Source organism: Streptomyces cellostaticus (assembly GCF_001513965.1).
Taxonomy (GTDB): Bacteria; Actinomycetota; Actinomycetes; order Streptomycetales; family Streptomycetaceae; genus Streptomyces; species Streptomyces cellostaticus.
In genome coordinates, this window is the sequence record NZ_KQ948015.1 from 197,394 (window position 1) to 222,993 (window position 25,600).

The window sequence follows — 25,600 nt, forward strand, 5'->3', positions numbered from 1 at the left end:
CAGTTGGGGGCGAGGGTTCAGTCCTGGGCCCGGCCCGTCGTCACGCGGGCGATCATGAGGGCGACGAGGATGATCCCGCCGTAGATGGCCTGGATCCAGAACGACGGCACCTGCGCGAGGGTCAGCAGGTTCTGTACGACACCCAGCAGGAGGACACCGGTGAGGGCGCCGGCCATGGTGCCCTTGCCGCCGTCCAGGCTGATACCGCCGATCACGGCCGCCGCGAACACGGTGAAGATCATGTTGTTGCCCTGGTTGGCGCTGATCGCGCCGACGTACCCGGTCTGCAGGAGCCCGCCGACGGAGGCGAGGCAGCCCGCGACGACGAACACGCCCAGCATCACGCGGTCGACCCGGATGCCGGCCGCGCGGGCGGCGTCCGCGTTGCCGCCGATCGCGTACAGGGCGCGGCCGACGCGGTGGTAGCGCAGGACGAGCCCGGTGACGGTGAAGGCGAGCGCCGCCAGCCACACGGACATCGGGACGCGCAGGAAGGTCGTGGTGGCGAGGGTGAAGAACGCGTCGGGCATCCCGAACAGCGTCTTGCCCTTGGTGGCGCCGACCAGCAGTCCGCGCAGGATGATCAGCATCGCCAGGGTGACGATGAAGGCGTTGAGCTTGAACTTCACCACGAGGACGCCGTTGAGGGCACCGATCGCCGCGCCGACGACGAGGATCGCGACCAGGGCGAGCGCGGTGGGCCACTCGGTGCCCCAGCCGGACTGGGCTGCGGGCAGGACGAGCAGGGCGCCCACGGCGGGTGCGATGCCGACCACCGATTCGAGCGACAGGTCGAACTTGCCGGTGATCAGGACGAGTGACTCCGCGAGCACCACCATGGCGAGGGCGGCGGAGGCGCCGAGGATCGAGATGATGTTGCGCTCGGTGAGGAAGGAGTCGTTGACGAACGCGCCCAGCACCATCAGCAGCAACAGGGCCGGTACCAGGGCGAGTTCGCGGGCCCGGCGGAGCAGGACGGCCTTGGCCGGGCGGGTGCCCTGGACCGGGACGGGTGTGAGCGGCGGGGCCTTGGTGTCAGCCATGGTCCACTCCTTCAGCCATGGTCCACTCCTTCGATGGAGGCGATCAGCTCGTGGTCGTGCCAGCCCGCCGGGTGCTCGGCGACGATCCGGCCGTGGAAGAGGACGAGGACGCGGTCGCAGCGCCGCAGGTCGTCGAGTTCGTCGGAGACGACGAGCACGGCGGTGCCGTCCTCGCGGGCGTTGTCCACGCGGGCCAGCAGGGACTCCTTGGACTTCACGTCGACGCCCGCGGTGGGGTTGATCAGGACGAGGAGCCGCGGATCGGAGGCCAGGGCGCGGGCCATGACGACCTTCTGCGCGTTGCCGCCGGAGAGGTCGGAGACGGGCTGGTCGGGGCCCTCGGCGTGGATGTCGAGGCGTGCGATCAGGTCGGCGGCGACGCCGCGTGTGCGCCGGGTGCCGACGAACCCGTACCGGCCCAGGCGGTTCAGGACGCTCAGGGTGGCGTTGTCGCCGATGCTCATCCCGGTCACCAGGCCCTGTTCGTGCCGGTCCCGGGGTACGCAGCCGACACCGGCCCTGAGCGCTGCCCGGACGTCCCCGAACGGGAGGTGCCTGCCGTCCAGCCGGGCCGTGCCGCTCGTCGGGGTGTGCAGTCCGGCGAGGGTCTCGGCGAGCTCGACCTTCCCGCTGGCGCTGGAGCCGGCCAGTCCGACGACCTCGCCGTGGCGGACGGTGAGGTCGATGTCCTGGTACGACTGCGACGAGAGCCCGTGCGCTTCGAGGGCGACCGTCGCATCGTCGGCCACCGTCTCCCGCACGGCCGCCGCCCGCTCGGCGACGCTCTCCCCGGCCATCGCCTCCACCAGCGCCGCCCGGGGCAGTTCGGCGACGGGGGCGGTGGTGATCCAGCGGGCGTCGCGCAGCACGGTCACCGTCTGGCAGACCTCGTACACCTCCTGGAGGTGGTGCGAGATGAACAGGAAGGTGACCCCGGAGTCCTGCAGGGCGCGCATCCGGCTGAACAGCCGCTCGATCTCCCGGTTGTCGAGCTGGGCGGTCGGCTCGTCGAGGACGATGAACCGCGCTCCGAAGCTCAACGCCCGGGCGATCTCCACCATGTGGCGGTCCTCGACCTTGAGGTCGGCGGTGCGCGCCTCGGGGTCGACGTGCACGTCCCAGGTGGCGAGCAGCTCGGCGGCCTCGCGCCGCAGCCGGCGCCAGCTGATGAAGCCCCGGTGCAGCGGCTGCCGGTTGATGAACAGGTTCTCGGCGACCGTCAGCTCCGGTACGACCGTGGGCTTCTGGTACACACAGGCGACCTTGCGGCGCCAGGCGTCCCGGTCGGCGAGCGCGGGTGCGCTCTCGCCGTCGAAGCGTACGGTGCCCGCGTCCGGGGCCTGGAGTCCGGTGAGGACGGTGACGAGGGTGGACTTGCCCGCGCCGTTGCGGCCGACGAGTGCGTGGGACTCGCCGGGCCGCACGGTGAGGCGGCCGTCGGCGAGGGCGACCGTGGGGCCGTAGCGCTTGACGATGCCCTCGGCTTCAACAAGAGGTGCGCTCATTTGACCGTGTTGCCCCAGAGCTTCGCGTCGTCGACGTTCTCCTTGGTGACCAGGGGCGCGGGCAGCTGGTCCTCCAGGATGCCGCTGGGCAGCTTCACGATGGTCGAGCCGTGGTCGGTCGGACCGGGCCGGAACGTCCTCCCAGCCATCGCCGCCTTGATGTAGTACATGCCGTACTGGGCGTAGGCGTCCGCGGGCTGGGAGACGGTGGCGTCGATCTGGCCCTTGCGGATGGCGTCGAACTCCTGCGGGATGCCGTCGTTGGAGACGATGGCGATGTGGCCCTTCTGCCCCGCCGTCTTCAGCATGTTCTTCGACTTCAGGGTCTGCAGCGTCGGCGCAAGATACACACCGCCGGCCTGCAGGTAGATGCCCAAGATGTCGGGGTTGGCGCCCAGCAGCGTGTCCAGCTTGGCGGCGGCGGTGTCGGACTCCCACTTGGCGGGGATCTCCAGCACCTTGAGCTTCGGGTACTTCTTCTTCACGCAGGCCCGGAAGGCCTCGGAGCGGTCGCGGCCGTTGACCGAGGCGAGGTCGCCCATGATCTGCACGACCTTGCCGCTGCCGACGTGCTGCCCGAGGTAGTCGCAGGCCTTCTCGCCGTAAGCGACGTTGTCGGCGCGCACCACCATGGCGACCTTGCCCTTGTCGGGCGCGACGTCCACGGCGACGACCGGTACCCCCTTGCGTTCGGCCTGGTCGAGCCCGGCCTGGATGGCCGCGCTGTCCAGGGGCGCGACCACCAGTCCCTTCACACCCTGGTTGAGTTCGTTGTTGATGTCGGTGATCTGCTGCGAGGGATCGCTGTTGGAGTTGACCGTCTTCAGCGTCTCGACACCCTCGGACTTGGCCATCTTGGGCACGTAGTCGTTGTACGACTGCCAGAACGGCGAGGTCAGCAGGGGCAGGATCACCCCGACCTTGCCGGTACCGCCCCCGCCTCCGGCACTGGAGGCGCCCGTGTCCTTGGTGCTGCCGCACGCGGCGAGCAGCAGCGACGCACAGGCGGCCAGGGCCGCCGCGCCGGTGATCCGTGACCTGTTCTGCTTCCTCGCTGTTCTGGCGGGCATCTCGCGGCTCCTCGTCGAGCGTGTTCGAGCAGATGCCTGGATACTTATCAGACCACTCGGGCGCGGGAATACCCTCGTGCAGCAGATTTCCGCGCTGCCGACGCATAGTGGTCCGACCAATTCGGCGATTACACTGCGACGCACCCTGGTGACTGGAGGAGTGGCGTGGACGAGGCAGCCCCGCAGAAGGGCACGGTGACCCAGCGCGCCATCGAGCGGATCAAGGCGATGATCGCCGAGGGCCGGCTGGAGCCGGGCCAGCGCCTGCCGACCGAGCGGGATCTCGCGGCCCAGCTGGGCATCTCCCGCAGCTCGATGCGCGAGGCGATCCGCGCGCTGACGGTCCTGGGTGTCCTGGAGGCTCGGCACGGTTCCGGTATCTACGTCACCGCACTGGAGGCCGGCGACCTGCTGGAGACCTTCGGGGTGGTGGCCGACCTGTCGCGGGGGCCGCGGCTGGTGGAGCTGCTGGAGGTGCGCCGGATCCTGGAGTCCACGGCGACCGGGCTCGCCGCGGCCCGCATCACCGAGGACCAGCTCGCCGAGGTGGAGAAGCACTTGACGGCGATGAACGCCACCGACGATCCCGAGGAGATCCTCGCCCACGACCTGGCCTTCCACCGCGAAATCGCGGCCGCCGCCGGCAACGACACGATGGCCGCCATCCTGGAGGGCCTGTCCTCCCGCACCTTCCGGGCCCGCGTCTGGCGCGGCTACCAGGAGGAAGGCGCCTTCGCCCGCACCCGCCGCGAACACGCCGCCATCCACCGCGCCCTGTGCGCCCGCGACCCGGAGGCGGCCCGGGCGGCGGCGGCCGCACACGTGGGCGAGGTGGAGGAGTGGCTCAGGGCGCAGCTGGGGCCCTGACCAGCTCTCTCGCGGTCAGGCTCCGACCGAGGGCAGAGACGGTTCCGGGCGCCCTCCCTGCGCCTCGGACCAGGCGCGCAGCTCGTTCGCGCCGACCTCCTCGACCACCGCATGCAGCGCCTGCCGGGCCGCTGCGTCACGTGCGCTCTCGGGCAGGAGCAGGTAGCGGTCGAGTGCCCGGCGCAACGACTCCCGCGCCTGCGCGGCCAGCACCCAGCGCGAGCCGGCACCGTACAGCTGCCGCATGCCGGTGAAGAAGACGGCGCCGCCCGCGATCAGCGCGGTCAGCCAGGCGGGAGCATGCAGACCGGCGGCCACGACCGTCACCGACGTGGTGAGGAGAGCGCCGAGCTCGGTGACGTGGTGCAGCCGCCTGGCCCGGTCACAGGCCCTCGCGTAGAACGTCAACTCCCGTCGGGCGAGGGCCAGCAGGGGATCCGGCTCCGCAGCCCAGGAGTTGTCGGGGACCCTTCTTCGTCTCATCGGCACATCATCGTGGCTGTGCCCGCCCCGGGGAAAGCCCGGACGGTGGACAAGGGCGGCCGCGCCGGGCGCCCTTGCCCACCGTGGGTTCACGCCCTGCGCCACCTCATGGTCATCAGTTCGAACGGGCGCAGCCGTACGGTCACGCGGTCGCCGTCCCGCACCGGCGGCGCCCCCTCGTCCCACGGCCGCTCCAGCAGGTCCGTCACCGCGACGTCCGCGACGGCGAAGCCCGCCGTGAGGGTCGCCCGAGCCCGGCCTCCGTGCGCCTCGTGGAAGCGGACCACCACGTCACCGCTGCCGTCGTCGGCCAGCTTCACGGCCGTGACGACGACCGCGTCGTTGTCCACGGTGACCAGCGGGGCGACCTCACCGGCACCGGTCGTGAGCCGCTCGGGCAGGTTGATCCGCCAGCCCTCGCGGACCGCGTCGGCGATCCGGGCGCCGGGGATCAGCGCGTGCCGGAAGCGGTGGACGCCCTGGTCGGTCTCGGGGTCGGGGAAACGCGGGGCACGCAGGAGGGAGACCCGCACCGTGGTGGTCGTACCGCGGTCGCCGTCGGTGCGGACCGTGCGGGTCACGTCGTGGCCGTACGTCGAGTCGTTGACGACGGCGACGCCCCAGTCCGGTTCCGCCAGGTGCACGAAACGGTGGTTGCAGGCCTCGAACTTGGCCGCCTCCCAAGAGGTGTTGGTGTGCGTGGGGCGGTGGAAGTGCCCGAACTGGGTCTCCGACGCGTACCGTTCGGCATGCAGGTCGAGCGGGAAGGCCAGCTTCAGGAACTTCTCCGTCTCGTGCCAGTCGACCTCGGTGTCCAGCACCAGACGCCGCTCCCCCGGCGGCAGCGACAGCACCTGGGTGACGCGGGAGGCGCCGAAGGACCGTACGATCCGCACCGAGGCGCCGTCCTCACCGGCCGTCACCGAGTCGGCGTCCGTGAGGTCGGTGACCGTGTTCCGGTAGAACTCGTCCACGTCCCAGGCGTCCCACATGTTCGGGAAGTCGGGGTGGAGCTGGAGGAGGTTCGCGACGGTGCCGGGGGCGATCGTCTCGCGGTCGGCCTCGATGTCGTGGGCGGAGACGACCAGGCCCCGGGCGTCGATCCCGATCCGCAGCAGGCCGTTGTCCAGGACGTGTCCGCCGTCCGGGCGCGGCACGAGCGTCGTCGTGCCCTGCGTCCGCGGCGCTGCCGCCCCTCCTGCCGGAACGCCGGCGCGCGCGTGCGGGGCGGCGTTGAACACGAGGGGCGTCTCCCCCTCGCCCGCGAGGGCGTGCTGGGCGGCCTCGATGATCCGGTTCAGCTCGACGGCGGTCCGCTCGTACGTCGCCCGTGCCTCCCGGTGCACCCAGGCGATGGACGAGCCGGGCAGGATGTCGTGGAACTGGTGCAGCAGGACCGTCTTCCAGATACGGTCCAACTCCTCGTAGGGGTAGGGGAATCCGGTGCGTACGGCTGCGGTGGCCGCCCACAGCTCCGCCTCGCGCAGGAGGTGTTCGCTGCGGCGGTTGCCCTGCTTGGTCTTCGCCTGGCTGGTGAGGGTGGCGCGGTGCAGTTCGAGGTACAACTCACCTACCCAGACGGGCGGTTCGGGGTATTCGGCCTCGGCCTTCTCGAAGAACGCCCGGGGTGTCTCCCAGACGACGGCCGCCGAGCCTTCGAGGTCGCGCAGCCGGGCCGCCTTGGCGACCATCTCCCGGGTCGTGCCGCCGCCTCCGTCGCCCCAGCCGGTGGGTGCCAGGGAGTGCCGGGCCCTGCCCTTGTCCTTGAAGTTCCGGGCCGCGTGGGCGATCTCGCTGCCCTTCATCGAGCAGTTGTAGGTGTCGACGGGCGGGAAGTGCGTGAAGATCCGGGTGCCGTCGATGCCCTCCCACCGGAAGGTGTGGTGCGGGAACTTGTTCGTCTGCGACCAGGAGATCTTCTGCGTCAGCAGCCACTTGGAGCCGGCCGCCCTGATGATCTGCGGGAGCCCCGCGGCGAAGCCGAAGGTGTCGGGCAGCCAGGCCTCCTCGTTCTCGATGCCGAACTCGTCGAGGAAGAACCGCTTGCCGTGCACGAACTGGCGGGCCATCGCCTCCGAGCCGGGCATGTTGGTGTCCGACTCCACCCACATCCCGCCGGCCGGCACGAACCGCCCCTCCGCCACGGCCTTCTTCACCCGCGCCCACACCTCGGGCCGGTGCTCCTTCACCCACGCCCACTGCTGCGCCTGCGACATGGCGAAGACGAACTCCGGCTCGTCCTCGATGAGCGCGGTCATGTTGGAGGTCGTACGGGCCACCTTGCGCACCGTCTCGCGCAGCGGCCACAGCCAGGCGGAGTCGATGTGCGCGTGCCCGACGGCGCTGATCCGGTGCGCGGACGGCACGGCCGGCGCGGCCAGCACCTCGGTGAGCTGCGCACGGGCCCTGCCCGCCGTGCCGTTGATGTCCTGAAGGTCGACGGCGTCCAGGGCCCGGTCGACCGCGCGCAGGAGGTCCCAGCGGCGCGCGGAGTCCACGGGCAGCTCGGTCATCAGCTCGCCGAGCACCTCCAGGTCCAGCACCAGCCGCCACACGGTCTCGTCGAAGACGGCGAGGTCCATCCGGGTGAGCGTGTACTGCGGCTCGTGCCCGGCGGTGTCCTTGTCGCCGAGCCGGGTGGGCCGGAAGGGGTGGTAGTCCAGGATGACCGGGTTGGAGGCGGCCTCGATGTGCAGACGCACCTCCTCCCCGCCCGCGACGGGCGCGCCGATGCGCACCCACTGGTTGCGCGGGTTGAGGCCCTTCAGCGGGGTGCCGTCGGGCCGGTAGACCAGGCCCTCGCACTGGAAGCCGGGCATGTTCTCGTCGAAGCCCAGGTCGAGCAGGGCCTCCACGGTCCGGCCCGCCCAGGCCTCGGGCACGGTCCCGGTCACCCGGAACCAGCTGGTGCCCCACGGAGCACCCCACCGGGCGCCCACCTCGATCGGCGCGGCCTCGGCCGCCAGCCCCTGGGCGACCGGCACCGGTTCGCCCGGCGCGTGCCACACCGCGACCTGGAGCGGCACGGACTTGGGGTACACGGCGGGACGGATGCGTTCGTCGAGGACGCGCCTGAGGCGGGCTTCGACCAGATTGCGGTCGTCGTGCATGCGGGGTGCTCCCTGCTGGGTTCCGGGTGATTACCAGGTGTGGATGACGGTCACGGGAGTCGATGCGTGGTAGAGCTCCCCCACGGTGCGCAGTTCGAATCGTGCGGCCGTCTCCCCTTGTGCGGGCTCCAGACCGGCCGCGAAGCAGGCACGCTGGCAGGTACCGCCGAGGAAGCGGCGGGTGCCGTCGGGCAGGAGGCGGTGCAGCTCGTAGTGGCGTACGGGGCCGGGGGCGGCGTTCCAGGCGAAGCGCAGGTCGCCTCCGGAGGCGGCGGTGATCCGCAGGCCGGAGGGGGCGGCTGGGACCGGGGCGGTGTCGCGTACGGCGAGGCCGCCGAGGCGCCAGCGCACGGGGCCGCCGTCGGGCGCGGTGAGGCGGACGCCGAGGGCATGGACCGTGCCGGACAGCCCGGTGAGCCGTACGGTCGACGTCTGCCAGGTGTCGACCGAGTTCACAGCCGGGCCTGCCTCGGTGTTGACCGAGTTCACAGGCAGATAGGTGTACGGCGGTGTCGCACCGGCGCCGCTCGGCTCGGCTGTGGCGACGGCCACCTCGACGTTCACAGTCCCGGCGTCGGCCCGGTGTGTCAGCTCGACAACCGTGTCGACACCGATCGGCAGCCGGGTCGCGTACAGGTCCACCACCGCTGGTTGATCAAGTTCACCAGCGACCAGCACGCTGCTCCCGCCTCGCCACGCGTCCGCGAAGTCGAAGGAGACCTCCGGCCGCTGCCCCGCCGTCCGTACGGCCCACCGCCGCGACGGCAGCCGGTCCTGGAGCCCGAGGTGGTTCCAGGGCACGTCCGAGGTGACGGCCCCGTCCTCGTACCACCGCAGCCCGTGCCCGGTGTTGAACACGCTCGCGAACGGCACCGACGACACCGTCGACCGATCCGCCACCGACACCGCGGGCGCCCGCCACGGATCACTGCCGTCCGGCCGCGCCGGATCGAGCGACCGCCCGGTCCAGAAGCGGTCGTCGGCCGCGTGGAAGTCTTCCGGGGTCCGCTGTCCGTCGGGCAGGTGGTTGCGGGTCCACTCGGGCCGGTAGAAACCGATCGAGGTGACGTGCGCCTTCCCGGTCGGCACGATGGCGTCCCAGTCCACCGACGAGTCGGACCCGTTCGACTCGACGTCGACACCCGCCCACAACGCGTACCGGCTACGGCCCAGTTGCCCCGCCTTGGTTCCCGAGGACGCGAGCGTGGCCGCGCTCCACCGGAAGTCGACGAACATGTCGTCGGCGGCCTGGAAGAAGGCCTGGTTCTGGCTGTTCAGCGCGCCCTGCCAGCTGACCGTCCCGTTCACGGTCATCGCGTCGTACCAGGTCACCCGCTGCCCCTTGGCCGCCGCGAGCGATTTCAACTCCTTCACGAACCCGAGCATGGCGGTGCCGAGCGCGGTGTTCCCGCCGCCCGTCTCGGCGTTCACGAACCAGCCGTCGAAGCCGTAGGCCGCCGCGACCGCGACGAGTTGCGCGGCCAGCGGGTAGTGCCCGGAGGCGTCCTTCTGGACGAGGTCGCGGGTCCACTGGAGCCGGCCGCCGTAGGCGGTGGGCGGCAGGAAGATGTTGCCGAGGACGGGCACGCCGTGCCGGTGGGCCGCGTCCACGATCGGCGCGTTCGGCGCCAGGATCAGCCCCTCGCCCGCCGAGCCGCCCCAGAAGACGAGCTCGTCCAGGTAAGCCCAGTGGGTGAGGGCGTAGTAGTCGGCGGTGGCCGACCCCTGGGAGGGGTTGCCGGAGGTGGGCCCGAAGGAGACCAGGGACTGGATACGTGCCTGGCCCGAGCGGGCGGTGGTGTTGGCCGGGGTCGGGGTGAAGCGGGCGGCGAGCGGCACGGACGCGGCGTTGAAAGCGAGGTCGGGGTCGTCGGCCGCACGCCAGGTCTTCAGGCTGCGCCAGGTGATGCCGGCGCCGGGGCTGCCGGAGGGGAGCGAGTCCGGGTACCAGTACGAGGCGTACGGCGGGGTGGCTGCGGTGGCCTTCGGACCGGGGACCGCGAGGGCAGGCGTGGGCAGCAGGGCCGCAGCGGCGCCGGCGATCAGGACGGTGCGTCTGGTGGGGTTCACGAGCAAGTGCCTCCTTGTGGCGTGGGGAGTACCTGGTCGGGAGTGACGACTTCGGTGATGCCGCGCGCGGCGAGGTGTTCCTTGTCGTCCGCGCGCGTGTCCAGGACGGTGGTGGGGCGGGCGCCGTCGGCGACGAGCCGGAAGAAGGCGTCGAAGACGGGCCCGCCGGGACCGCAGCGGGAGCGGTGGGCCGGGTCGGCGGGCACGACGAGGGCGGTGCCGCGCACGGGGGGAGGCTCATGGTGCGCGCGGGCCGCTTCAGAAAGCACGCGTGCGATGTCCTTGGGGTGCCGTTCGTTGGTCAACAGGCCGAGCCCGTATTCGAGTTCGGGGAAGTCGGCCAGTTCGCGGGAGACGTCGTACGAGCACCACCAGGTGATGCCCCACAGGTCGGGGCAGTCCAGCACATGGCGGACGGTCGCCTCGGCGAAGGCGGCCGCGTGCTCGGCGGGTACGAGGGGCGCGGGCGCGCCGACCTCCTGGAGCCACACGGGCCGGTGCGGCTCCTCGGCCCAGGCCTTGCTCAGCTCGACCAGATAGGCGGCGTGGTGCTCGGCCGGTACGGAGGTGCGGCCGTGGCGCTGGGCGGTGCCGTTGAACACCCAGGAGTGCACGGCGGTGACGGCGCCGAGGCGGGCCGAGTGGCCGGGGGTGAACGGCTGGTCGTCCTGGTACCAGGCGGCGTCGTACGAGGCGTGCAGATGCAGCCGGTCCGGGGCGCCCTCGGCGCACGCGGCGAGCAGCCGGGCGAGCCACCGTTCGGCCTCCTCGGCGGTGACCCGGTCGGGATCCGGGTGCGGCCCGGCGGCGAACAGGTTGACCTCGTTGCCGATGGTCATGCCGATGAAGCCCGGCCGGTCGGCGAGGGCGGCGGCGAGGGTGCGCAGATAGGCGGCCTGGCCGTCGACCACGTCCGGGTCGGTGAAGAGGTTGCGCCGGTGCCAGGTGCGGGTCCAGGCGGGCAGGAAGTCGAAGCTGCTCAGGTGCCCTTGCAGGCCGTCCACGTTGACGTCCAGGCCGCGTTCGGCGGCCGCATCGACCAGTCGTACCAGGTCCTCCACGGCGCGCGGGCGGATCAGGGTGCGGTTCGGCTGGAAGTAGGGCCACAGCGGGAAGACGCGGATGTGGTCCAGGCCGAGCGCGGCGATCGCATCGAGGTCGGCGCGTACGGAGTCCAGGTCGAAGTCGAGCCAGTGGTGGAACCAGCCTTCGCTCGGGGTGTAGTTGACGCCGAAGCGCAGGGCAGGAGGCATGCGGAGGTGTCCTTACGGGTGGAGTGCGGGGCTCAGCCCTTGACGGCGCCCTCGCCGACCCCGCGGAAGAAGTACCGCTGGAGGCACGCGAAGAGGGCGATGAGGGGGGCCACGGCGATGACGGTGCCGGCGGCGACCAGGCGTTCGTCGTTGGCGAAGGTGCCGTGCAGATAGTTGAGGCCGATCGTCAGGGTGAACTTGTCGGGGTCGCTGAGCACGATGAGCGGCCACAGGAAGTCGTCCCAGGCGCCCATGAAGGCGAAGATCGCGACGACGGCGAGGGTGCCCTTCACCGAGGGCAGCGCGATGCGCCAGAACCGCTGCCAGACGTTGGCGCCGTCGACGTAGGCGGCCTCCTCGATCTCGTACGGCAGGTTGCGGAAGGCGTTACGCATCAGCAGTACGTTCATCGCGCCGATCGAGCCGGGCAGTACGACCCCGATGAGGGTGTTGTTCAGGCCGAGTTCCCGCATGGTCGTGAACTGGGCGATGATGATGCCCTCCACGGGCACGAGCATCGCCAGCACGAAGACCAGGGTGGCCACGCCGCGGCCGCGGTAGCGCAGCCGGGCGAGGGCGTATCCGGCGAGCGCCGAGCCCACGCAGTTGGTCACCACGCTCGCGCTCGCGACCTTCAGCGAGTTGAGGGCGTAGTCCCAGACGGGGATGGTGTCGGCGACCCGCTCGTAGTTGTGCAGGGTGGGGTGGCTGGGCAGGAACTCGGGCGGTGAGCCGAAGATGTCCTCGGTGGGGCCCTTGAGGGAGGTGGACAGCTGCCAGAGGAACGGGCCGACGGTGAGCGCCAGTACGGCGAGCAGCAGCGCATAGCGCAGGACCAGTTCCCACACCCGGACACGGCGGCCGTGCTCGTCGGTGACGCGGAGCTCGCGGACCACGGGCTCCTGCCGGGGCCGTACCTTCTCCAGGACGCTCATGACTCCTCCTTCCGGTCGGCGCGCAGGACGAGCAGCATCAGGGCGACGGTGACGACGAACACGACGACGGAGAGCGCGGAGGCGTAGCCGACGCGGCCGGTCAGGCCGGTGCCGGTGCGCTGGACCAGCATGACGAGGGTGGTGTCCTCGCCGGCCGGGCCGCCGCTCGGGCCCGCCATCAGGTACACCTCGGAGAACACCTTGAACGCGGCGACCGAGGAGAGCGCGGCGACCAGCACCATGGTGGGGCGCACGGCGGGCACGGTGACGTCAAGGAAGCGGCGGACCGGGCCCGCGCCGTCCACGGCGGCGGCCTCGTGCAGTTCGCGCGGTACGTTCGCCAGCGCGGCGAGATAGATGATCATGTAGTAGCCGAGGCCCTTCCACACCGTCACGGCCATGGCGCTCAGCAGGAGCAGCCACTGATCGCTGAGGAACCCGACCCGCCCGATCCCCACGGTCTCCAGCAGCGAGTTGACCAGGCCGCGTTCGTCCAGCAGCCACACCCAGATCAGCCCGACGACCACGATGGAGGCGACGACCGGGGTGTAGAAGGCGGACCGGAAGAAGGTGATGCCGGGGATGTTCTTCTGCACCAGCAGCGCGAGCAGCAGCGGCAGGATCACCAGGGCCGGTACGACCCCGACGATGTACAGCGTGCTGTTGCGCAGGCCGGTCCAGAACATGTCGTCGTGGAGCAGCTCGCGGAAGTTGGCGAGGCCGACGAAGTGGCCCGGGATCAGGGTGCGGCGGTCGGTGAAGGAGTTCACCACGGTCGACACGAACGGGTGGAGCACGAAGGCGCCGGTGATCAGCAGCCCGGGTGCGGCGAACAGCCAGGGGCTGGTGGGAAGTTGCCGCCGTACCCGGGACGGGGCGGTGGGAGTGGCCATGACGTCTCTCAGCCCTGCTGCTTCAGGAGCTGGTCACAGGCCTTGACAGCGTTGTCGAGCGCCGCCTTGGGGCTTTCCTTGCCCTGGAGGGCCTTGGCGACCTCGTTGCGCAGCGCGGTCTTCATCTGCTCGCTGAACAGCACCGGCGTGTAGTTGACCGCGTTCTTCAGGGACTTGGCGGCGGCGATGCGTACCCGCGTCTCGTCGGTGCCGTCCTCCTTGGTGAAGTACGGGTCGTCGAGGGAGCCGGCGGTGCTCGGGAAGATGGCGACCTTCTCGGCGAAGGACATCTGGTTCTGCGCGTCGGTGACGAAGTGCGCGAAGGCGACCGCGGCAGGGGTGTGCTTGGTGCGGGAGTTGACCATCACGCCCATCACGTACATGTTGACGTGCCCGGTGCTGGTGATCTGGTCGGTGATCCCGATGTTCTTGTACAGGCCCGGTGCCTGCTTCTTGAAGTTGCCGAGGTCCAGGGCGCTGCCGGGGTTCATGGCGACGGCCTCGGTGAGGAACTTCTTCCCGGAGGACTCCGGAGTGGCGGTCAGCGCCTGCGGATCGAGCGCCTTCGCGTCGTACAACTCCTTGTACTTGGTGAGGAGTCCGACTCCCTTGGCATCGTTGAAGGCGAACCCGGTCCCCTCCTTGTTCATCAGTTGCACGCCGTAACGACCGAAATCCTCGATGGTGGGCACGTTGGCGAGTGTGGCGACCTTGCCGTCGGTCTTCTTCGCCATCTGCAGGGCGTCGGTGAAGAGTTCGTCGTACGTCTTCGGCGGGGTGCTGGGATCGAGTCCGGCCTTGGTGAACAGGGACTTGTTGTAGAAGAGCGGCCCGGTGTTCAGGTACCACGGGAAGGCGTACGTGCCGCTCAATCCCGGTATACGGTGACTGGCCCAAGCCCCGTCCAGATACTCGGACCGGTACTTTCCGGCGGCCTTGTCGAGGTCGAGGGCCAGGCCCGCCTCGGCGAGCGGGGCGACCAGGTCCGGGGAGACGTTGACGACGTCGGGCAGGGTGCCGCCGGCCGCGTCGGCGCTGATCTTGTCGGCATAGCCCTCGGCAGGCTGGTCGATCCACTTCACCCGAGTGCCGGGGTACTTCTTCTCGAAGTCCGCGATCAGGCCCTCGAAGTACGGCTTGAAGTTGGCGCGCAGGTTCCAGGTCTGGAAGGTGATGTTGCCCTCGACCTTGCCCGAGGCGTCGGTCGAGCCGCCGTCGTCACCGCCCGAGCCGCAGGCACTCAGCGGCAGGACGAGGGCGACGGCAGCGGCGGCGAAGGTTCTGCGGGAGATGCGCACGGCGGCTGGACTCCTTTGCAGTGGGATGTGGCAGAAGGTGCCGGGCCAGACTGTGCACACCGTTTCCGGGACGCGTCAATGGATTCGACCCGGCTAAAGTCATTAGTGACTCAAGACCCCTGTTCACAGCGGTGCGTTGGACCTATTGCCGTGGATCACTAATGCGCTTTAGGGTGAAGCCACTCAAGCGCATTAGCAGTTGGCCTGGACTGGACCGTACGGATGGGGGCCCCGCGTTGCCGGAGAAGCGATCACCCGCGCGCCGACCGACGATGAAGGACATCGCGCGCCGCGCCGGAGTCTCCGAGAGCGCGGTCTCCTTCGCCCTCAACGGCCGCCCGGGCGTCTCCGAGACCACCCGTGCCCGGGTCCGCCGGGTCGCCGAGCAGCTGGGCTGGCGCCCCAGCACGGCGGCCCGTGCGCTCTCCGGCGAGGGCGCGGCCACGGTCGGCTTCGTCCTGGCCCGCGCCGCGGACACGCTGGGCGTCGACTCCTTCTTCCTCCAGCTCGTCTCCGGCATCCAGGAAGTGCTCGCCGAGCGTCATCTGGGGCTGCTGTTCCAGGTGGCCGAGGACGTGGCCGACGAGTGCGCGGTCTACCGGCGCTGGTGGGCCGAGCACCGGGTGGACGGCGTCCTGGTGGTCGACCCGCGGGCCGAGGACCCGCGCCCCGACCTGCTGGACGAACTCGGCCTGCCGGCCGTTGTCATCGGCGGCGCACCCGACGTGCGCCACCAGGGCCTGTCCACGGTCTGGGCGGACGACGCCGGTGCGATGGCCTCCGTGGTCGACGAGTTGACGAGGCTCGGCCACCGGCGGATCGTCCACATCGCCGGCCTCCCCGGCCTGGCGCACACCCAGCGCCGTATCGCCACCCTGCGCGCGGAGGCGGAGCGCCGCGGTCTGACCGAGGTCCGCTCGGTGACCACCGACTACTCCGACGCGGAGGGAGCCGCCGTGACCCGCCGGGTGCTCGGCGGCTCCCCTCCCCCGACCGCGCTGATCTACGACAACGACGTGATGACCGTCGCCGGCCTCGCCGCCGCGGCCGAACTCGGCTTCCGCGTCCCGCAGGACGTCTCACTGGTCTCCTGGGAGGACTCGGCCCTGTGCCGCATGGTCACACCACGGCTGTCCGCGCTCTCCCGTGACAGCGCCGAGTTCGGCCGGACGGCGGCGCGGGAGCTGCTGGCGCTGCTGGACGGGGACGCGGCACGGGCGGTGGGGGTGCCGGTGCCGCGGCTGACGGGGCGGGGCAGCACGGGGGCGGCGCGGCGGACGTGAGAAGGCGGTGTTTCGCCGTTCAACCACCCCGCCCGTGTGCTCAGCCGTGCCACTCCACCTTGAAGACCCACACGTACCGGCCCGCTCTCCGGGCCGCCCCGGGTACGTCGATCACCAGCGCGCCCTTGCTCACCGTCCAGGTCAGGGGCCGGTCGTGGCCGAGCAGGGTCACCCGGTCGCCGCCGCGCACGGGCACCGGGGGCTCATGAGCGGCTCCCATACACTCCGATTCATCGGACGTCTGATGATGGTGCGGGGATTGCGGGACTGTCAACGGGGCGGCAGAGGGCGGGTGTTGAGCCATAGATCGGATGACAGATCCCATGTCTGCGATCGGCCTCTCGACGTACCGCGCCCGACCGTGCACAGTTCTCCCTGCGCGCCTCGATTCATACCGACGAGTAGCCAAGGAGTGCCCGTGAGCAGCTGGGCCGGCCGGACCGCCGCCGAGATCGCCGCCGCCGTACGCGCGAAGGAGGTCACGCCGCGGGAGGTGCTGGCGGAGCACCTCGCGCGGATCGAGCGGCTCGACGGCCGGGTCGGGGCGTTCCGCACGGTCCGCGCCGAGGCGGCGCTCGCGGAGGCGGACGCGGTGGGGTCCCGTGCCGGTCTGGCCGAACTGCCGCTCGCCGGTGTGCCGGTGGCGGTGAAGGACAATCTGGCGGTGCACGGCGAGTCCCACCGCAACGGCTCCGCCGCGACCCCGGACACCCCGGCCGCCGAGGACCATGTGACGGTGGCCCGGCTGCGGGCGGCCGGTGCCGTGGTCGTGGGTCTGACGAACGTGCCGGAGCTGTGCGTCTTCGGCACCACCGAGGGCGTGCACGGCACCGCCCGCAATCCGTGGGACACCTCCCGCACGGCGGGCGGCTCCTCCGGCGGCAGCGCGGCCGCGGTGGCGGCGGGTCTGGTGCCGCTCGCCCTCGGCAACGACGGCATGGGCTCGCTGCGCATCCCGGCGGCCAACTGCGGGCTGGTCACGCTGAAGCCGGGGCACGGGGTGGTGCCGGCGGGGATCGGCAACGGCGACTGGTTCGGGATGTCAGAGAACGGTCCGCTGGCCACGACAGTCGAGGATCTGCGGCTGATGCTGTCGGTCCTCGCGGACACCGGCTTCGCCCGGCGCGAGGAGCGGACGCCGCTCAGGATCGCCGCGGCCGTGCGCAGCCCGCTCGCCGGGGTGAGCGTGAGCAAGCCGTATACGACCGCGGTCCGGGAGGCGGCCGGGGTCCTGACCAAGGCCGGGCACCGGGTCCGGCGGGCCGAGCCGCCCTACCCGCTCTCCCTGGGCGTGACCTCGCTCCAGCACTGGACGGCGGGTACGGCGGTGGACGCGCAGGGCCTCGACCCGGCGCGGCTGGCCCGGCGGACCCGGGTGCACGCGAGCGTGGGCCGCCGCTTCGTCCACGGCGTCCGCACCGGCGACCGGCGCGAGCGGCTGCGCGACCGGCTGACGCCGTTCTTCACCGAGCACGATGTCCTGCTCACCCCGGCCCTGGCCCGCCGCTCCCCCAAGGCCGCCCCGTGGCACGAGCGGGGCTGGCTGCGCAACCTCCTGGCCAACACCGCCTGTTCGCCCTTCACCCCACCGTGGAACCTGACGGGCTGGCCCGCGATGTCGGTCCCCTTCGGCGCCCTCCCCTCGGGTGCCCCCTGCGCCGTACAGCTGGTGGGCCGCCCGGGCACGGAGGAGGACCTGCTGGCCCTGGCGGAGGAACTGGAGCAGTTGCGCCCGTGGCGCCGGAGGGCCCCACTGGCGGATCAGGACTAGCGGTACCGGTGGGCGCGGCCGTTCAGCCGAGCGCCTTGTACATGATGTGCAGGCCGACCCGGCCGTGGCGGGGATGGTCGTACGCGTTCGGGACCGTGCCGAGGATGGTGAAGCCGAGGGACGTCCACAGGCCGACCGCGGGGTTCGTCTCCACCACGGCGTTGAAGACCATCGCGTGGTAGCCGTGGGCCTTCGCCTCGGTCAGGATGTGTTCGGCGAGGGCTCGGCCGATGCCCTGCCCGGTGCAGTCGGGGTCGACCATGAAGCCCGCGTTGGCCACGCCCGCGGCGGGGCCGCCGTAGTTCGGGGTGAGGTAGGCCGAGCCGAGCACGGTGCCCGTGGGGTCCTCGGCCACGTAGACACGCTTGGCGGGACTCATCCACAGAGCGCGGGCCGCTTCCTCCGGTGTGCCGGGGTCCCAGGCGTAGGTCTCGGCGGCGGCGACGATCCGGTGCCAGAAAGGCCAGATCCGCGGCCAGTCGTCGGCCACGGCTTCTCTGATCAGCATGGGCGTGAGTCTGTCACGCCCATGCGTGCGGCGATCGCGACTTCTCCGGCCCGCGGGTCAGTCCACGCTGGGCAGGATGTGGGGTTCGGCGAGGTCGTCCTCGTAGCCCGCGAGGCGGATCGGGGCGGACCGGGCCCACACGTCGAGGCTGCCGAGCTCTCCGGGCCGTCGACCCCGGCGCTCCGTGCGTTCCTTGGGGCGCTCGTCGCGATTCGTCTTCTCCGGTGTCACCGCGCACTCCTTATGTGTCGGGTCACCCGCGGGGCGTACCGGACAGCCTGCGCTCCGGCGCTCGAAGCCCGCTCGGGTCTGGATGAAAGGCCAGTTCGGACGCGGTGGCGCCGGTGCGGACGGTGGGTGTGGGTGGGACCCTGTACTGCTGTCCGTCCCCTCCAGATTAACCAAATGAGCGGACAGCCGCTCGATAGGGAGTGCAAACAAGATGTAACTATCGGATGTCATGTGACCCCCAATGCCCCTCAATATGCCGCTATTTGCCATAAAGCGCATCACCCGACTGTCGGAGCGAATCACCCACTCGGCCTACATGCGGCTCAGTTCAGATGCCGTTGGCCGGACCGCAAGGTCGCCATGATCTGGTGGCGGGCGGCAACGGCTGTCTCGCGGAAGGACTGACGCATGGAGCTGCGCAGCGTCGAGGAGCTGATGGATCTGCTGTACGCCGGACGGCACCAGCACGCGCTGCGGACCGCCGCGCTGCTGCGTCGCAGCCGCCCCGCCGACAAGGAGCTGCAGGTGGCGGGGCTGGTCTGCGGCATCGGGCCGGTGCTGTGCCCGGCCGACGAGGCGGGGCGGGCACGCAGCGCGGCCGAGGCGGTGCGCCCGCTGCTCGGGGAGCGGGTGTTCCGGCTGGTGCGAGGGGACGGCTCTCCTGCCGACGACGATCTGCTGCGGCTGCGCCAGGCCACCGAGGAGAGCCGGACCGCAGGCTTCGACGCCGGCGTACTGGAGGACTGGCGCACCGTACTGGAGCTGCTCGCGGCCCGGCACTCGCGGCTCGGAGCCGTCGACTGAGGACCGGTCGCCCCCCTGTTGCCTGACGGACCGTCATGAGACGGTACGGCGATGACCTCGTCGTACGGGCTCGAAGGCAGGGCTGCCGTCGTCACCGGTGGGACGCGCGGGATCGGGCGTGCCGTCGCCGGGGCGCTCGCGGCGGCAGGCGCACTGGTGTGCGTGACGGCGCGCGACGCGACGGAAGTGCGGCGCGCGGCCGCCGAGCTGGGCGGGATCGGGCTGGCCGGGAGCGTGGCCGACCCGGGGCATCCCGAGGAGCTGACGGATCTCGTGCTGCGCGAGTTCGGGCGGCTGGACGTCCTTGTCAACAACGCGGCGACCAACCGGCCGTACGGGCCGCTGATGGAGGCCGGCGCGGATGCCTGGCGCGAGGCGTTCGCGGTCAACGTGGAGGCACCGCTGCGGCTGGTGCAGTGCGCGTGGCGGGGGTGGATGCGGGAGCACGGCGGAGCCGTCGTCAACGTGTGCACGGAGGGTGCCGGGCATGTGGGGCCCCGCGTCGGCGCCTACGGCACCACGAAGGCGGCCCTCCTTCATCTCACCCGGCAGCTCGCGGGCGAACTCGCGCCCCGGGTGCGGGTCAACTCCGTCTCCCCCGGGCTCGTGCGCACCGAGATGGCGCGGTTCGTGTGGGAGCCGGGTGAGGAGGAGGTGGCCGCGGGGCTGCCGCTCGGGCGGATCGGGGAGCCGCAGGACGTGGCGCGGGCCGTGGTGTGGCTCGCCTCGGATGCGGCGGAGTGGGTGACGGGCGCCGATCTGCTGGTGGACGGCGGGACGCGGGTGAGAGCCGCCTCGACGGCTGGGACGTACGCCGTCCACGAACGCCTGCGCCGGGTGCCCGAGGTCTAGGCGGCGGCGCGGCCTGGCCCCGGAAGGGCCACAGTCCCATGGGGTCTGTAAGAGGAGTTCAACCACGAAGAACGCGTCGCCTGCGCACCGGGCACTCCGGCACGACCCTCGAAGGGTAGATCACCGGTGGCCCGGCGGACCACCGGCTTTCCGCCCCCTCGGTTCACCACTTGCCCGGCGCGTAGTCCTTCAGGAAGACGCCGTACAGGTCCTCGCCGGCCTCGCCGCGCACGACCGGGTCGTAGACGCGGGCCGCGCCGTCGACCAGGTCGAGCGGGGCGTGGAAGCCTTCCTCGGCGAGGCGCAGCTTGTCGAAGTGCGGGCGCTCGTCGGTGATCCAGCCGGTGTCGACCGAGGTCATGAGGATGCCGTCGGTCTGGAACATCTCCTGGGCGCTGGTCCGCGTCACCATGTTCATCGCGGCCTTGGCGGCGTTGGTGTTCGGGTGGCCCGCGCCCTTGTAGCCGCGGCCGAAGACGCCTTCCATCGCCGAGACGTTCACGACGTACGCGCGCCCGCTCGTCGCCCTCCTGGCGGCCTCGGCCATGGCCGGGCGGAGCTTGCTGATCAGGATGAACGGCGCCGTGTAGTTGCACAGCTGGGTCTCGAGGAGCTCCACCGGGGAGATCTGCTCGATGGTCTGCACCCAGGTGTTGGTGTCGACGACGTCGGGGACGAGGCCGCCCGCGTCGATGGCGGTGCCGTCGAGGTGCCGGGCGACGCTGGCGTTGCCCGCGACCAGGGCGAGATCGGCGACCTTCTGGGCGTCGAGGCCGCTGGTGCCGAGCGGCAGCGCGGCCAGGCCGTCGACGGCGCCCGAGTTGAAGGCGCCGATGACGTGGTGGGCGGGGAGCTCGCCGGCGGGCAGCGGGGCGCTCTCGCCGTCGACCAGGGCGGCGTAGGCGGAGGGCAGGCGGCGTACGGTCTGCGTCGCGTTGTTGATGAGGATGTCGAGCGGGCCGGCCTCGGCGACCTGGTCGGCGAGGGCCACGGCCTGCGCCGGGTCGCGCAGGTCGATGCCGACGACCTCGAGGCGGTGCATCCAGTCCGCCGAGTCGTCCATGGCCTTGAAGCGGCGGATGGCGTCCTTCGGGAAGCGCGTGGTGATCGTCGTGTGCGCGCCGTCACGCAGCAGCCGCAGCGCGATGTACATGCCGATCTTGGCGCGGCCGCCGGTGAGCAGGGCGCGCTTGCCGGTGAGGTCGGCGCGAATTTCGCGCTTGGCGCGGTTCAGGCCGGCGCAGTCGGGACAGAGCTGGTGGTAGAAGTAGTCGACTTCCACGTACCGGGTCTTGCAGGTGTAGCAGGAGCGGGGGCGCTGGAGTATCCCCGCGATCTGCCCCTGCTCCGTGACCGACGACGGCAGGATGCCCTCGGTCTCGTCGTCGATGCGCTGGGCGGAGCCGGTCGCGGTGGCCTCGGTGACCGCCTTGTCGTGGGCGGTCTTGGCAGCCCGGCGCTCCTGGCGGCGGCGCTGCTTCACCGTGCGGTAGATGCCCGCCGTGGCCCGGCGCACCGCGATGGCGTCGGGGTGGTCGACCTCCAGCTTGTCGAGCTCCTCGAGCACGCTGAGGCAGACGGCCAGGCGCTCGGGGTCGATGCCGGGGCCGTACACGACCTCTTCCATGGCCGTCGGGCCGTCCTCTGTCACCGTCATCGCGCTGCCGTTCCCTGATCACCCGCGCAGCGCTCCGACTCGCGCCCGCTTTCGAACGGGGAATTTTACGGAGCGCCGGGCCCTACGGCCAAACCCGTTCCGCTCAGACCCGGCAGGCCGTGATCAGCGTCTCCACCTCGTCCGTCACCGCGCGCGCGAACACGTCGAGGTCAGGGACGGCCTGCGCGTCGGCCACGAGTCCGTAATGGACCCGGCCGCGGTACGTGGAGATCGCGACCGCCAGGGACTGGCCGGGGGCGAGCGGGGCGAAGGGGTAGACCTCGGTGAGCTGGTTCCCGCCGAGCCGCAGCCCGAGTCCGGGCAGCGGCACGCTGGTGACCAGGATGTCGAACCAGAGCCGGGCGGCCTGGCCGACCAGCGGGCCGCCGAGCCGGTGGCCGAGGGCGGGCACATGGTCGGCGAGCAGCGCGACGGCGCCGGCGCCCCGGTTGGGTCCCGCGTCCTTGTTGCGGATCATCGCGGTGCGGACCGTGTCGAGGCGGCGCAGCGGGTCGGGGTCGTCCACCGGGAGCCGTATCAGGTATCCGGAGAGCCGGTTGCCCTGTGGGTGGGCGGTGCGCGGGCGGCGCCGGGAGACGGGGATGAGGGCGCGGGGCGCCACACCCGCGCTGCCGTCGCCGCGTTCGTCCAGCCAGCGGCGCAGGGCACCGGCGACGACGGCGATGAGGACGTCGTTGACGGTGCCGCCGACGCTCTTGCGGACCCGGTGCACGTCGTCGATGTCCAGGACGACCCCGGCCGTGCGGCGGGTGCCGCTGGGCGCGGAGGTCAGCGCGGACGAGGGGCGCATGCCGAAGGTGGACCGGGCCAGGGAGGTGCCGATGTCCAGGGCCCGGCCCACGTCGGACAGCGCGCCCTTGACCAGGTCGGGGAGGAGCCCGGGCAGGCGGCGCACGTCGGTCAGCAGGCTGCGCGGGGGCTCGATGGCGCGGGGGCCGCGCTCGGGCAGGTCGACCGGGTCGAGGACGCCGGCGGCGAGCTTGAGCGCACGCAGCCCGTCGGCGAGGGCGTGGTGGAACTTGAACAGCACGGCGAAGGAGACGCCGTCCTCGCCGGGCAGCACATGCGCTTCCCACGGCGGCCGGCCGCGCTCCAGCGGGCGTTCCGTCAACCGGCCCGCGGCCGCGTGGAAGTCGGCGGTCGGGGCGTGCAGCCGTACGTGGTTGAGCGGGTCGAAGTCCGGGTCGGTCTCGCGGGCGGCACCGCCGAAGGCGAGCGGCTGCCAGACGTCCCGGATGCGCATGCGCAGGCCGGGCACGGCGGCGGCACGGGCGGCGAGCAGATCGGCGGCGTGGGCGCCCGCGGTGGGCGAGTGCGCGGTGAAGACGCCGAGCGCGCCGAGGTGCATCGGGTGCCGGTCGGACTCCATGTTCCAGAAGGCCAGGTCGAGGGGAGCGAGCAGGTCGGAAGTCAAGGGCTTGCCTCGCGTCGACGACGGGTGGATGAGCAGTCAATCCCCGAGAGACGATTACGGTCAAGTACGATCAGGCTACGCTCAGTTAACAGCAGATTAAGTCCCGCCCCTCCGAAAGGGGCGGGACTCATGAGACTCCTGAGGTCACTTCAGCACCGGGGGTGCCGCCTGGGGTGACGTACCCCACTCGGACGGGCGCGAGCCGACCGTGAAGGCGAGCGTGCGCAGCGAGCGCAGGGCCCCCGTCGTCAGATAGGTCCGGGCATGCGGTGTCCCGTCGGTGCGGACGGACTGGACGTAGCGCTCGGCGGCCGAGGTGCCGGGCGCGGTGACCGTCAGCCGGCCGCCGGGCCAGAAGCGGCGGTCCAGGGTGAGGTCGACGCGGTCGAAGACCGGGGTGGACAGACCCCAGGTGTCGTAGCCGGGCTGGATCGGGAAGAGCCCGATCGACGACATCACGTTCCAGGCGGACATGGTGCCGAGATCGTCGTTGCCGGTCATGCCGGTGGGTCCGTCGGTGAAGAGGGTCAGGGCCGCGTGGACCACGTCCGTGGTCTTCCAGGGCTGGCCGGTGGACAGGTAGGTGTACGGCGCGATGAGGTCCGGCTCGTTCATCGGGTTGTACTTGTCGGCGTTGTAGTAGTTGTACGCGTCCCCGTGCACCCACACCTCGCGGGCGGTCTTCTCGGGGGCGGCGAGCAGCCGGTCGTAGGCGAAGAAGGTGTCCAGGCGGGCGTTGGCCGCGTGCTCGCCGCCGATCAGGCCGACCATGCCGGGCAGGTCCTGCGGGACCAGCCACTGGTACTGCCAGGCGCTGCCCTCGTGGAAGCCGCTGCCGCGGGCCGGGTCGGCCGAGCCGGTGAAGGCGCCGGCGGCGTCCCGGGCGCGGAAGAAGCCGGTGGAGGGGTCGAAGATGTTCCGGTAGTTCTGCGCCCGGGCGGCATAACGGCGGGCGTCGCTCTCATGGCCGAGGCCGCGCGCCATCTGGGCGAGCATGGCGTCGGCGAGGGCGTACTCCAGGGTGACGGAGGCGCCGTGGCGGTAGTCGGAGTCGCCCATCTTGGCGTACGGGCGGTCCTTGTCGTAGGGCGCGAAACCGTGCGCGATGTACTCGGCGTTGGACTCCCGGCCGATGCCCGGGTAGTCGGCGGGCGGCACCCCGTCGGCGTTCTTCCTGAGCGCCCGGTAGGTCCGCTCCTCGAAACCCCTGAGCAGGCCCATCTGGTAGGCGGTGGTCAGGAACGGGGTGACCGGGTCGCCGCTCATGACGTTCGTCTCGACCGGGCCGTAGCCCCACTTGGGCAGCCAGCCGCCGTCCTCGGCGACCTTCACCACCGACAGCGCCATGTCCCGTGCCTCGCGGGGCGCGAGCAGGGCGAGCAGCTGGGCCTGGGTGCGGTAGGTGTCCCACAGCGACCAGTTCTGGTAGTACGTGAACCGTTCCGCGCGGTGGATACGGCGGTCCCAGCCGGTGTAGCGGCCGTCGGCGTCGCTGCCGATGTTGGGCGCGAGGAACGAACGGTACAGCGACGAGTAGAAGGTGCGGCGCAGGGCCGGGTCGCCGCCCTGGACCCGGACCGAGGCGAGCCGCCGCTCCCACTCCTCGCGCGCCCGTCGCCGTGCGGCGTCGAAGGACCGGCCGCCCTCGGCGCGCAGGTTGACGGCGGCGCCGCGTGCGTCGACGTACGACAGGGCGGTGGTCGCCTCGACGGTACGGTCCTTCGTCGCATCGAAGCGGACGTAGGCGCCGCCGGGGCCGGTGCGGGCGCCGGGGGTGACCGTGGAGCCGTTCCAGGTGCCGTACGCGGTGAAGGGGCGGCTGAAGCGGGTGATCGTGTAGACGGTGTAGGGGGCGGTGTCCCGGCAGAAGCCGTGGCCGGTGATCTCGGTGCGCACGGTGTGGTCGTCGAGGATCTCGACCCCGCTGGCGCCCGCCTGGTGCAGCGACTGGGCCGCGTTCAGCAGGACGTTGGCCTTGTCGGTGGCCGGGAAGGTATAGCGCTGCACTCCGGTGCGCTCGGTCGCGGTCAGCTCGGCGCGGATGCCGGAGTCGAGGCCGACGCGGTAGTAGCCGGGGCTCGCCTCCTCGTTCCCGTGCGAGAACCCCGCGGCGTACTTGGCGTAGTCCGTCTGCGTGACCTCGCCCGTGGTGGGCAGCACGGGCAGGTCACCGCCGAGCCGGCAGCCGACGCCCGAGAGATGGACCAGCGAGAAGCCGCGGATGCGGCTTTGCGTGTAGTCGTAGCCGGTGCTGTGCCCGGTGTCCGGCGAGAGTTGCACCATGCCGAAGGGCACGGTCGCGCCGGGAAAGGTGTTGCCCTCGTTCTGGCTCCCGATGAACGGGTTGACCAGGTCGGTGAGGTGGCCGTCGGTCCGCTCGGCGGCCCGTGCGGCGGGGGTGGCGATCAGCGTGGACGCTGCCATCACCCCGGCCAGGCAGAGCCGCGTGCGCCGGGTCCCTCTCATGTCGGATGACCTCCGAAGGTTCGACATCGTTGCCTGCATCGTGAAGGCCGAACGATCCGAACCCCG

General features: G+C 71.4%; 21 protein-coding genes. 5 read left to right on the forward strand and 16 right to left on the reverse strand.

The genetic code is table 11. The annotated features are described in order from the left end of the window. Nucleotides 1-17: 17 nt before the first annotated feature. Genes AQI88_RS00870 through AQI88_RS00880 form a run of 3 tightly spaced genes read right to left on the reverse strand, consistent with a single transcriptional unit; the run spans nt 18 to nt 3,618 of the window. Nucleotides 18-1,043 (reverse strand): ABC transporter permease, encoded by a 1,026-nt coding sequence (locus AQI88_RS00870; protein ID WP_066990114.1) that lies wholly within the window; start codon nt 1,041-1,043, stop codon nt 18-20. Between the two features lie 11 nt (nt 1,044-1,054). Then, nucleotides 1,055-2,548, reverse strand: coding sequence for a sugar ABC transporter ATP-binding protein (locus AQI88_RS00875; protein ID WP_066990117.1), 1,494 nt, complete (start codon nt 2,546-2,548; stop codon nt 1,055-1,057). After that, nucleotides 2,545-3,618, reverse strand: a complete 1,074-nt coding sequence (locus AQI88_RS00880) for a sugar ABC transporter substrate-binding protein (RefSeq protein WP_066990120.1) — start codon at nt 3,616-3,618, stop codon at nt 2,545-2,547. The genes AQI88_RS00875 and AQI88_RS00880 overlap by 4 nt, the downstream gene beginning before the upstream one ends. 165 nt (nt 3,619-3,783) lie before the next feature. Here AQI88_RS00880 and AQI88_RS00885 point away from each other — a divergent pair, with 165 nt between their 5' ends. Further along, complete coding sequence (locus AQI88_RS00885; protein ID WP_066990122.1) at nt 3,784-4,485, forward strand: FadR/GntR family transcriptional regulator; 702 nt, start codon at nt 3,784-3,786, stop codon at nt 4,483-4,485. Between the two features lie 15 nt (nt 4,486-4,500). On the opposite strand, the gene AQI88_RS00890 is transcribed toward AQI88_RS00885, so the two are convergent. The 7 genes from AQI88_RS00890 to AQI88_RS00920 all read right to left on the reverse strand — a co-directional run bounded on the left by AQI88_RS00890 (nt 4,501) and on the right by AQI88_RS00920 (nt 14,527). Continuing rightward, nucleotides 4,501-4,968 (reverse strand): DUF4231 domain-containing protein, encoded by a 468-nt coding sequence (locus AQI88_RS00890; RefSeq protein ID WP_066990125.1) that lies wholly within the window; start codon nt 4,966-4,968, stop codon nt 4,501-4,503. Nucleotides 4,969-5,057: 89 nt separating this feature from the next. Next, nucleotides 5,058-8,078 carry an alpha-mannosidase gene (locus AQI88_RS00895; RefSeq protein ID WP_066990128.1) on the reverse strand — a complete coding sequence of 1,007 codons (3,021 nt, stop codon included), beginning with the start codon at nt 8,076-8,078 and terminating at the stop codon, nt 5,058-5,060. A 30-nt stretch (nt 8,079-8,108) separates the two neighbouring features. Beyond that, a complete protein-coding gene (locus AQI88_RS00900) occupies nt 8,109-10,148 on the reverse strand; it encodes an endo-beta-N-acetylglucosaminidase (protein WP_066990131.1) in 2,040 nt (679 codons plus the stop codon). Beyond that, entirely contained in the window at nt 10,145-11,401 is a 1,257-nt protein-coding gene (locus AQI88_RS00905) for a glycoside hydrolase 5 family protein (protein ID WP_107118422.1), read from the reverse strand. The genes AQI88_RS00900 and AQI88_RS00905 overlap by 4 nt, the downstream gene beginning before the upstream one ends. Nucleotides 11,402-11,433: 32 nt before the next feature. Next, nucleotides 11,434-12,336, reverse strand: coding sequence for a carbohydrate ABC transporter permease (locus AQI88_RS00910; protein ID WP_066990134.1), 903 nt, complete (start codon nt 12,334-12,336; stop codon nt 11,434-11,436). After that, entirely contained in the window at nt 12,333-13,229 is an 897-nt protein-coding gene (locus AQI88_RS00915; protein ID WP_066990137.1) for a carbohydrate ABC transporter permease, read from the reverse strand. The genes AQI88_RS00910 and AQI88_RS00915 overlap by 4 nt, the downstream gene beginning before the upstream one ends. 8 nt (nt 13,230-13,237) lie before the next feature. Beyond that, complete coding sequence (locus AQI88_RS00920) at nt 13,238-14,527, reverse strand: ABC transporter substrate-binding protein (RefSeq protein WP_066990139.1); 1,290 nt, start codon at nt 14,525-14,527, stop codon at nt 13,238-13,240. Nucleotides 14,528-14,763: 236 nt separating this feature from the next. Here AQI88_RS00920 and AQI88_RS00925 point away from each other — a divergent pair, with 236 nt between their 5' ends. Continuing rightward, nucleotides 14,764-15,810, forward strand: a complete 1,047-nt coding sequence (locus AQI88_RS00925; RefSeq protein ID WP_066990142.1) for a LacI family DNA-binding transcriptional regulator — start codon at nt 14,764-14,766, stop codon at nt 15,808-15,810. Nucleotides 15,811-15,850: 40 nt separating this feature from the next. Here AQI88_RS00925 and AQI88_RS42525 read toward each other — a convergent pair whose 3' ends face one another. Next, complete coding sequence (locus tag AQI88_RS42525; RefSeq protein ID WP_079057331.1) at nt 15,851-16,030, reverse strand: alpha-L-fucosidase C-terminal domain-containing protein; 180 nt, start codon at nt 16,028-16,030, stop codon at nt 15,851-15,853. Between the two features lie 198 nt (nt 16,031-16,228). Here AQI88_RS42525 and AQI88_RS00930 point away from each other — a divergent pair, with 198 nt between their 5' ends. Further along, complete coding sequence (locus AQI88_RS00930; protein WP_066990145.1) at nt 16,229-17,581, forward strand: amidase; 1,353 nt, start codon at nt 16,229-16,231, stop codon at nt 17,579-17,581. A gap of 22 nt (nt 17,582-17,603) precedes the next feature. Here the strand turns inward: AQI88_RS00930 and AQI88_RS00935 are convergent, their stop codons facing one another. Further along, nucleotides 17,604-18,089, reverse strand: a complete 486-nt coding sequence (locus AQI88_RS00935; protein WP_066990148.1) for a GNAT family N-acetyltransferase — start codon at nt 18,087-18,089, stop codon at nt 17,604-17,606. 57 nt (nt 18,090-18,146) lie between these two features. Beyond that, nucleotides 18,147-18,320, reverse strand: coding sequence for a hypothetical protein (locus AQI88_RS44695; RefSeq protein WP_107118423.1), 174 nt, complete (start codon nt 18,318-18,320; stop codon nt 18,147-18,149). Between the two features lie 408 nt (nt 18,321-18,728). Between AQI88_RS44695 and AQI88_RS00940 the strand changes: the two genes are divergently transcribed. Continuing rightward, nucleotides 18,729-19,124 carry a hypothetical protein gene (locus tag AQI88_RS00940; RefSeq protein WP_066990151.1) on the forward strand — a complete coding sequence of 132 codons (396 nt, stop codon included), beginning with the start codon at nt 18,729-18,731 and terminating at the stop codon, nt 19,122-19,124. Nucleotides 19,125-19,175: 51 nt separating this feature from the next. Further along, the gene (locus tag AQI88_RS00945) at nt 19,176-19,976 is read left to right on the forward strand and encodes an SDR family oxidoreductase (protein WP_066990154.1); all 801 of its coding nucleotides are present in this window, start codon (nt 19,176-19,178) and stop codon (nt 19,974-19,976) included. Between the two features lie 163 nt (nt 19,977-20,139). Here the strand turns inward: AQI88_RS00945 and AQI88_RS00950 are convergent, their stop codons facing one another. The 3 genes from AQI88_RS00950 to AQI88_RS00960 all read right to left on the reverse strand — a co-directional run bounded on the left by AQI88_RS00950 (nt 20,140) and on the right by AQI88_RS00960 (nt 25,534). Continuing rightward, nucleotides 20,140-21,633: an SDR family NAD(P)-dependent oxidoreductase gene (locus AQI88_RS00950; RefSeq protein WP_066990157.1), complete on the reverse strand. Its 1,494-nt coding sequence runs from the start codon at nt 21,631-21,633 to the stop codon at nt 20,140-20,142. A gap of 103 nt (nt 21,634-21,736) precedes the next feature. Continuing rightward, nucleotides 21,737-23,068 carry a wax ester/triacylglycerol synthase family O-acyltransferase gene (locus AQI88_RS00955; RefSeq protein WP_066990160.1) on the reverse strand — a complete coding sequence of 444 codons (1,332 nt, stop codon included), beginning with the start codon at nt 23,066-23,068 and terminating at the stop codon, nt 21,737-21,739. A gap of 144 nt (nt 23,069-23,212) precedes the next feature. Beyond that, nucleotides 23,213-25,534, reverse strand: coding sequence for a GH92 family glycosyl hydrolase (locus AQI88_RS00960; RefSeq protein WP_066990163.1), 2,322 nt, complete (start codon nt 25,532-25,534; stop codon nt 23,213-23,215). Nucleotides 25,535-25,600 lie beyond the last annotated feature (66 nt).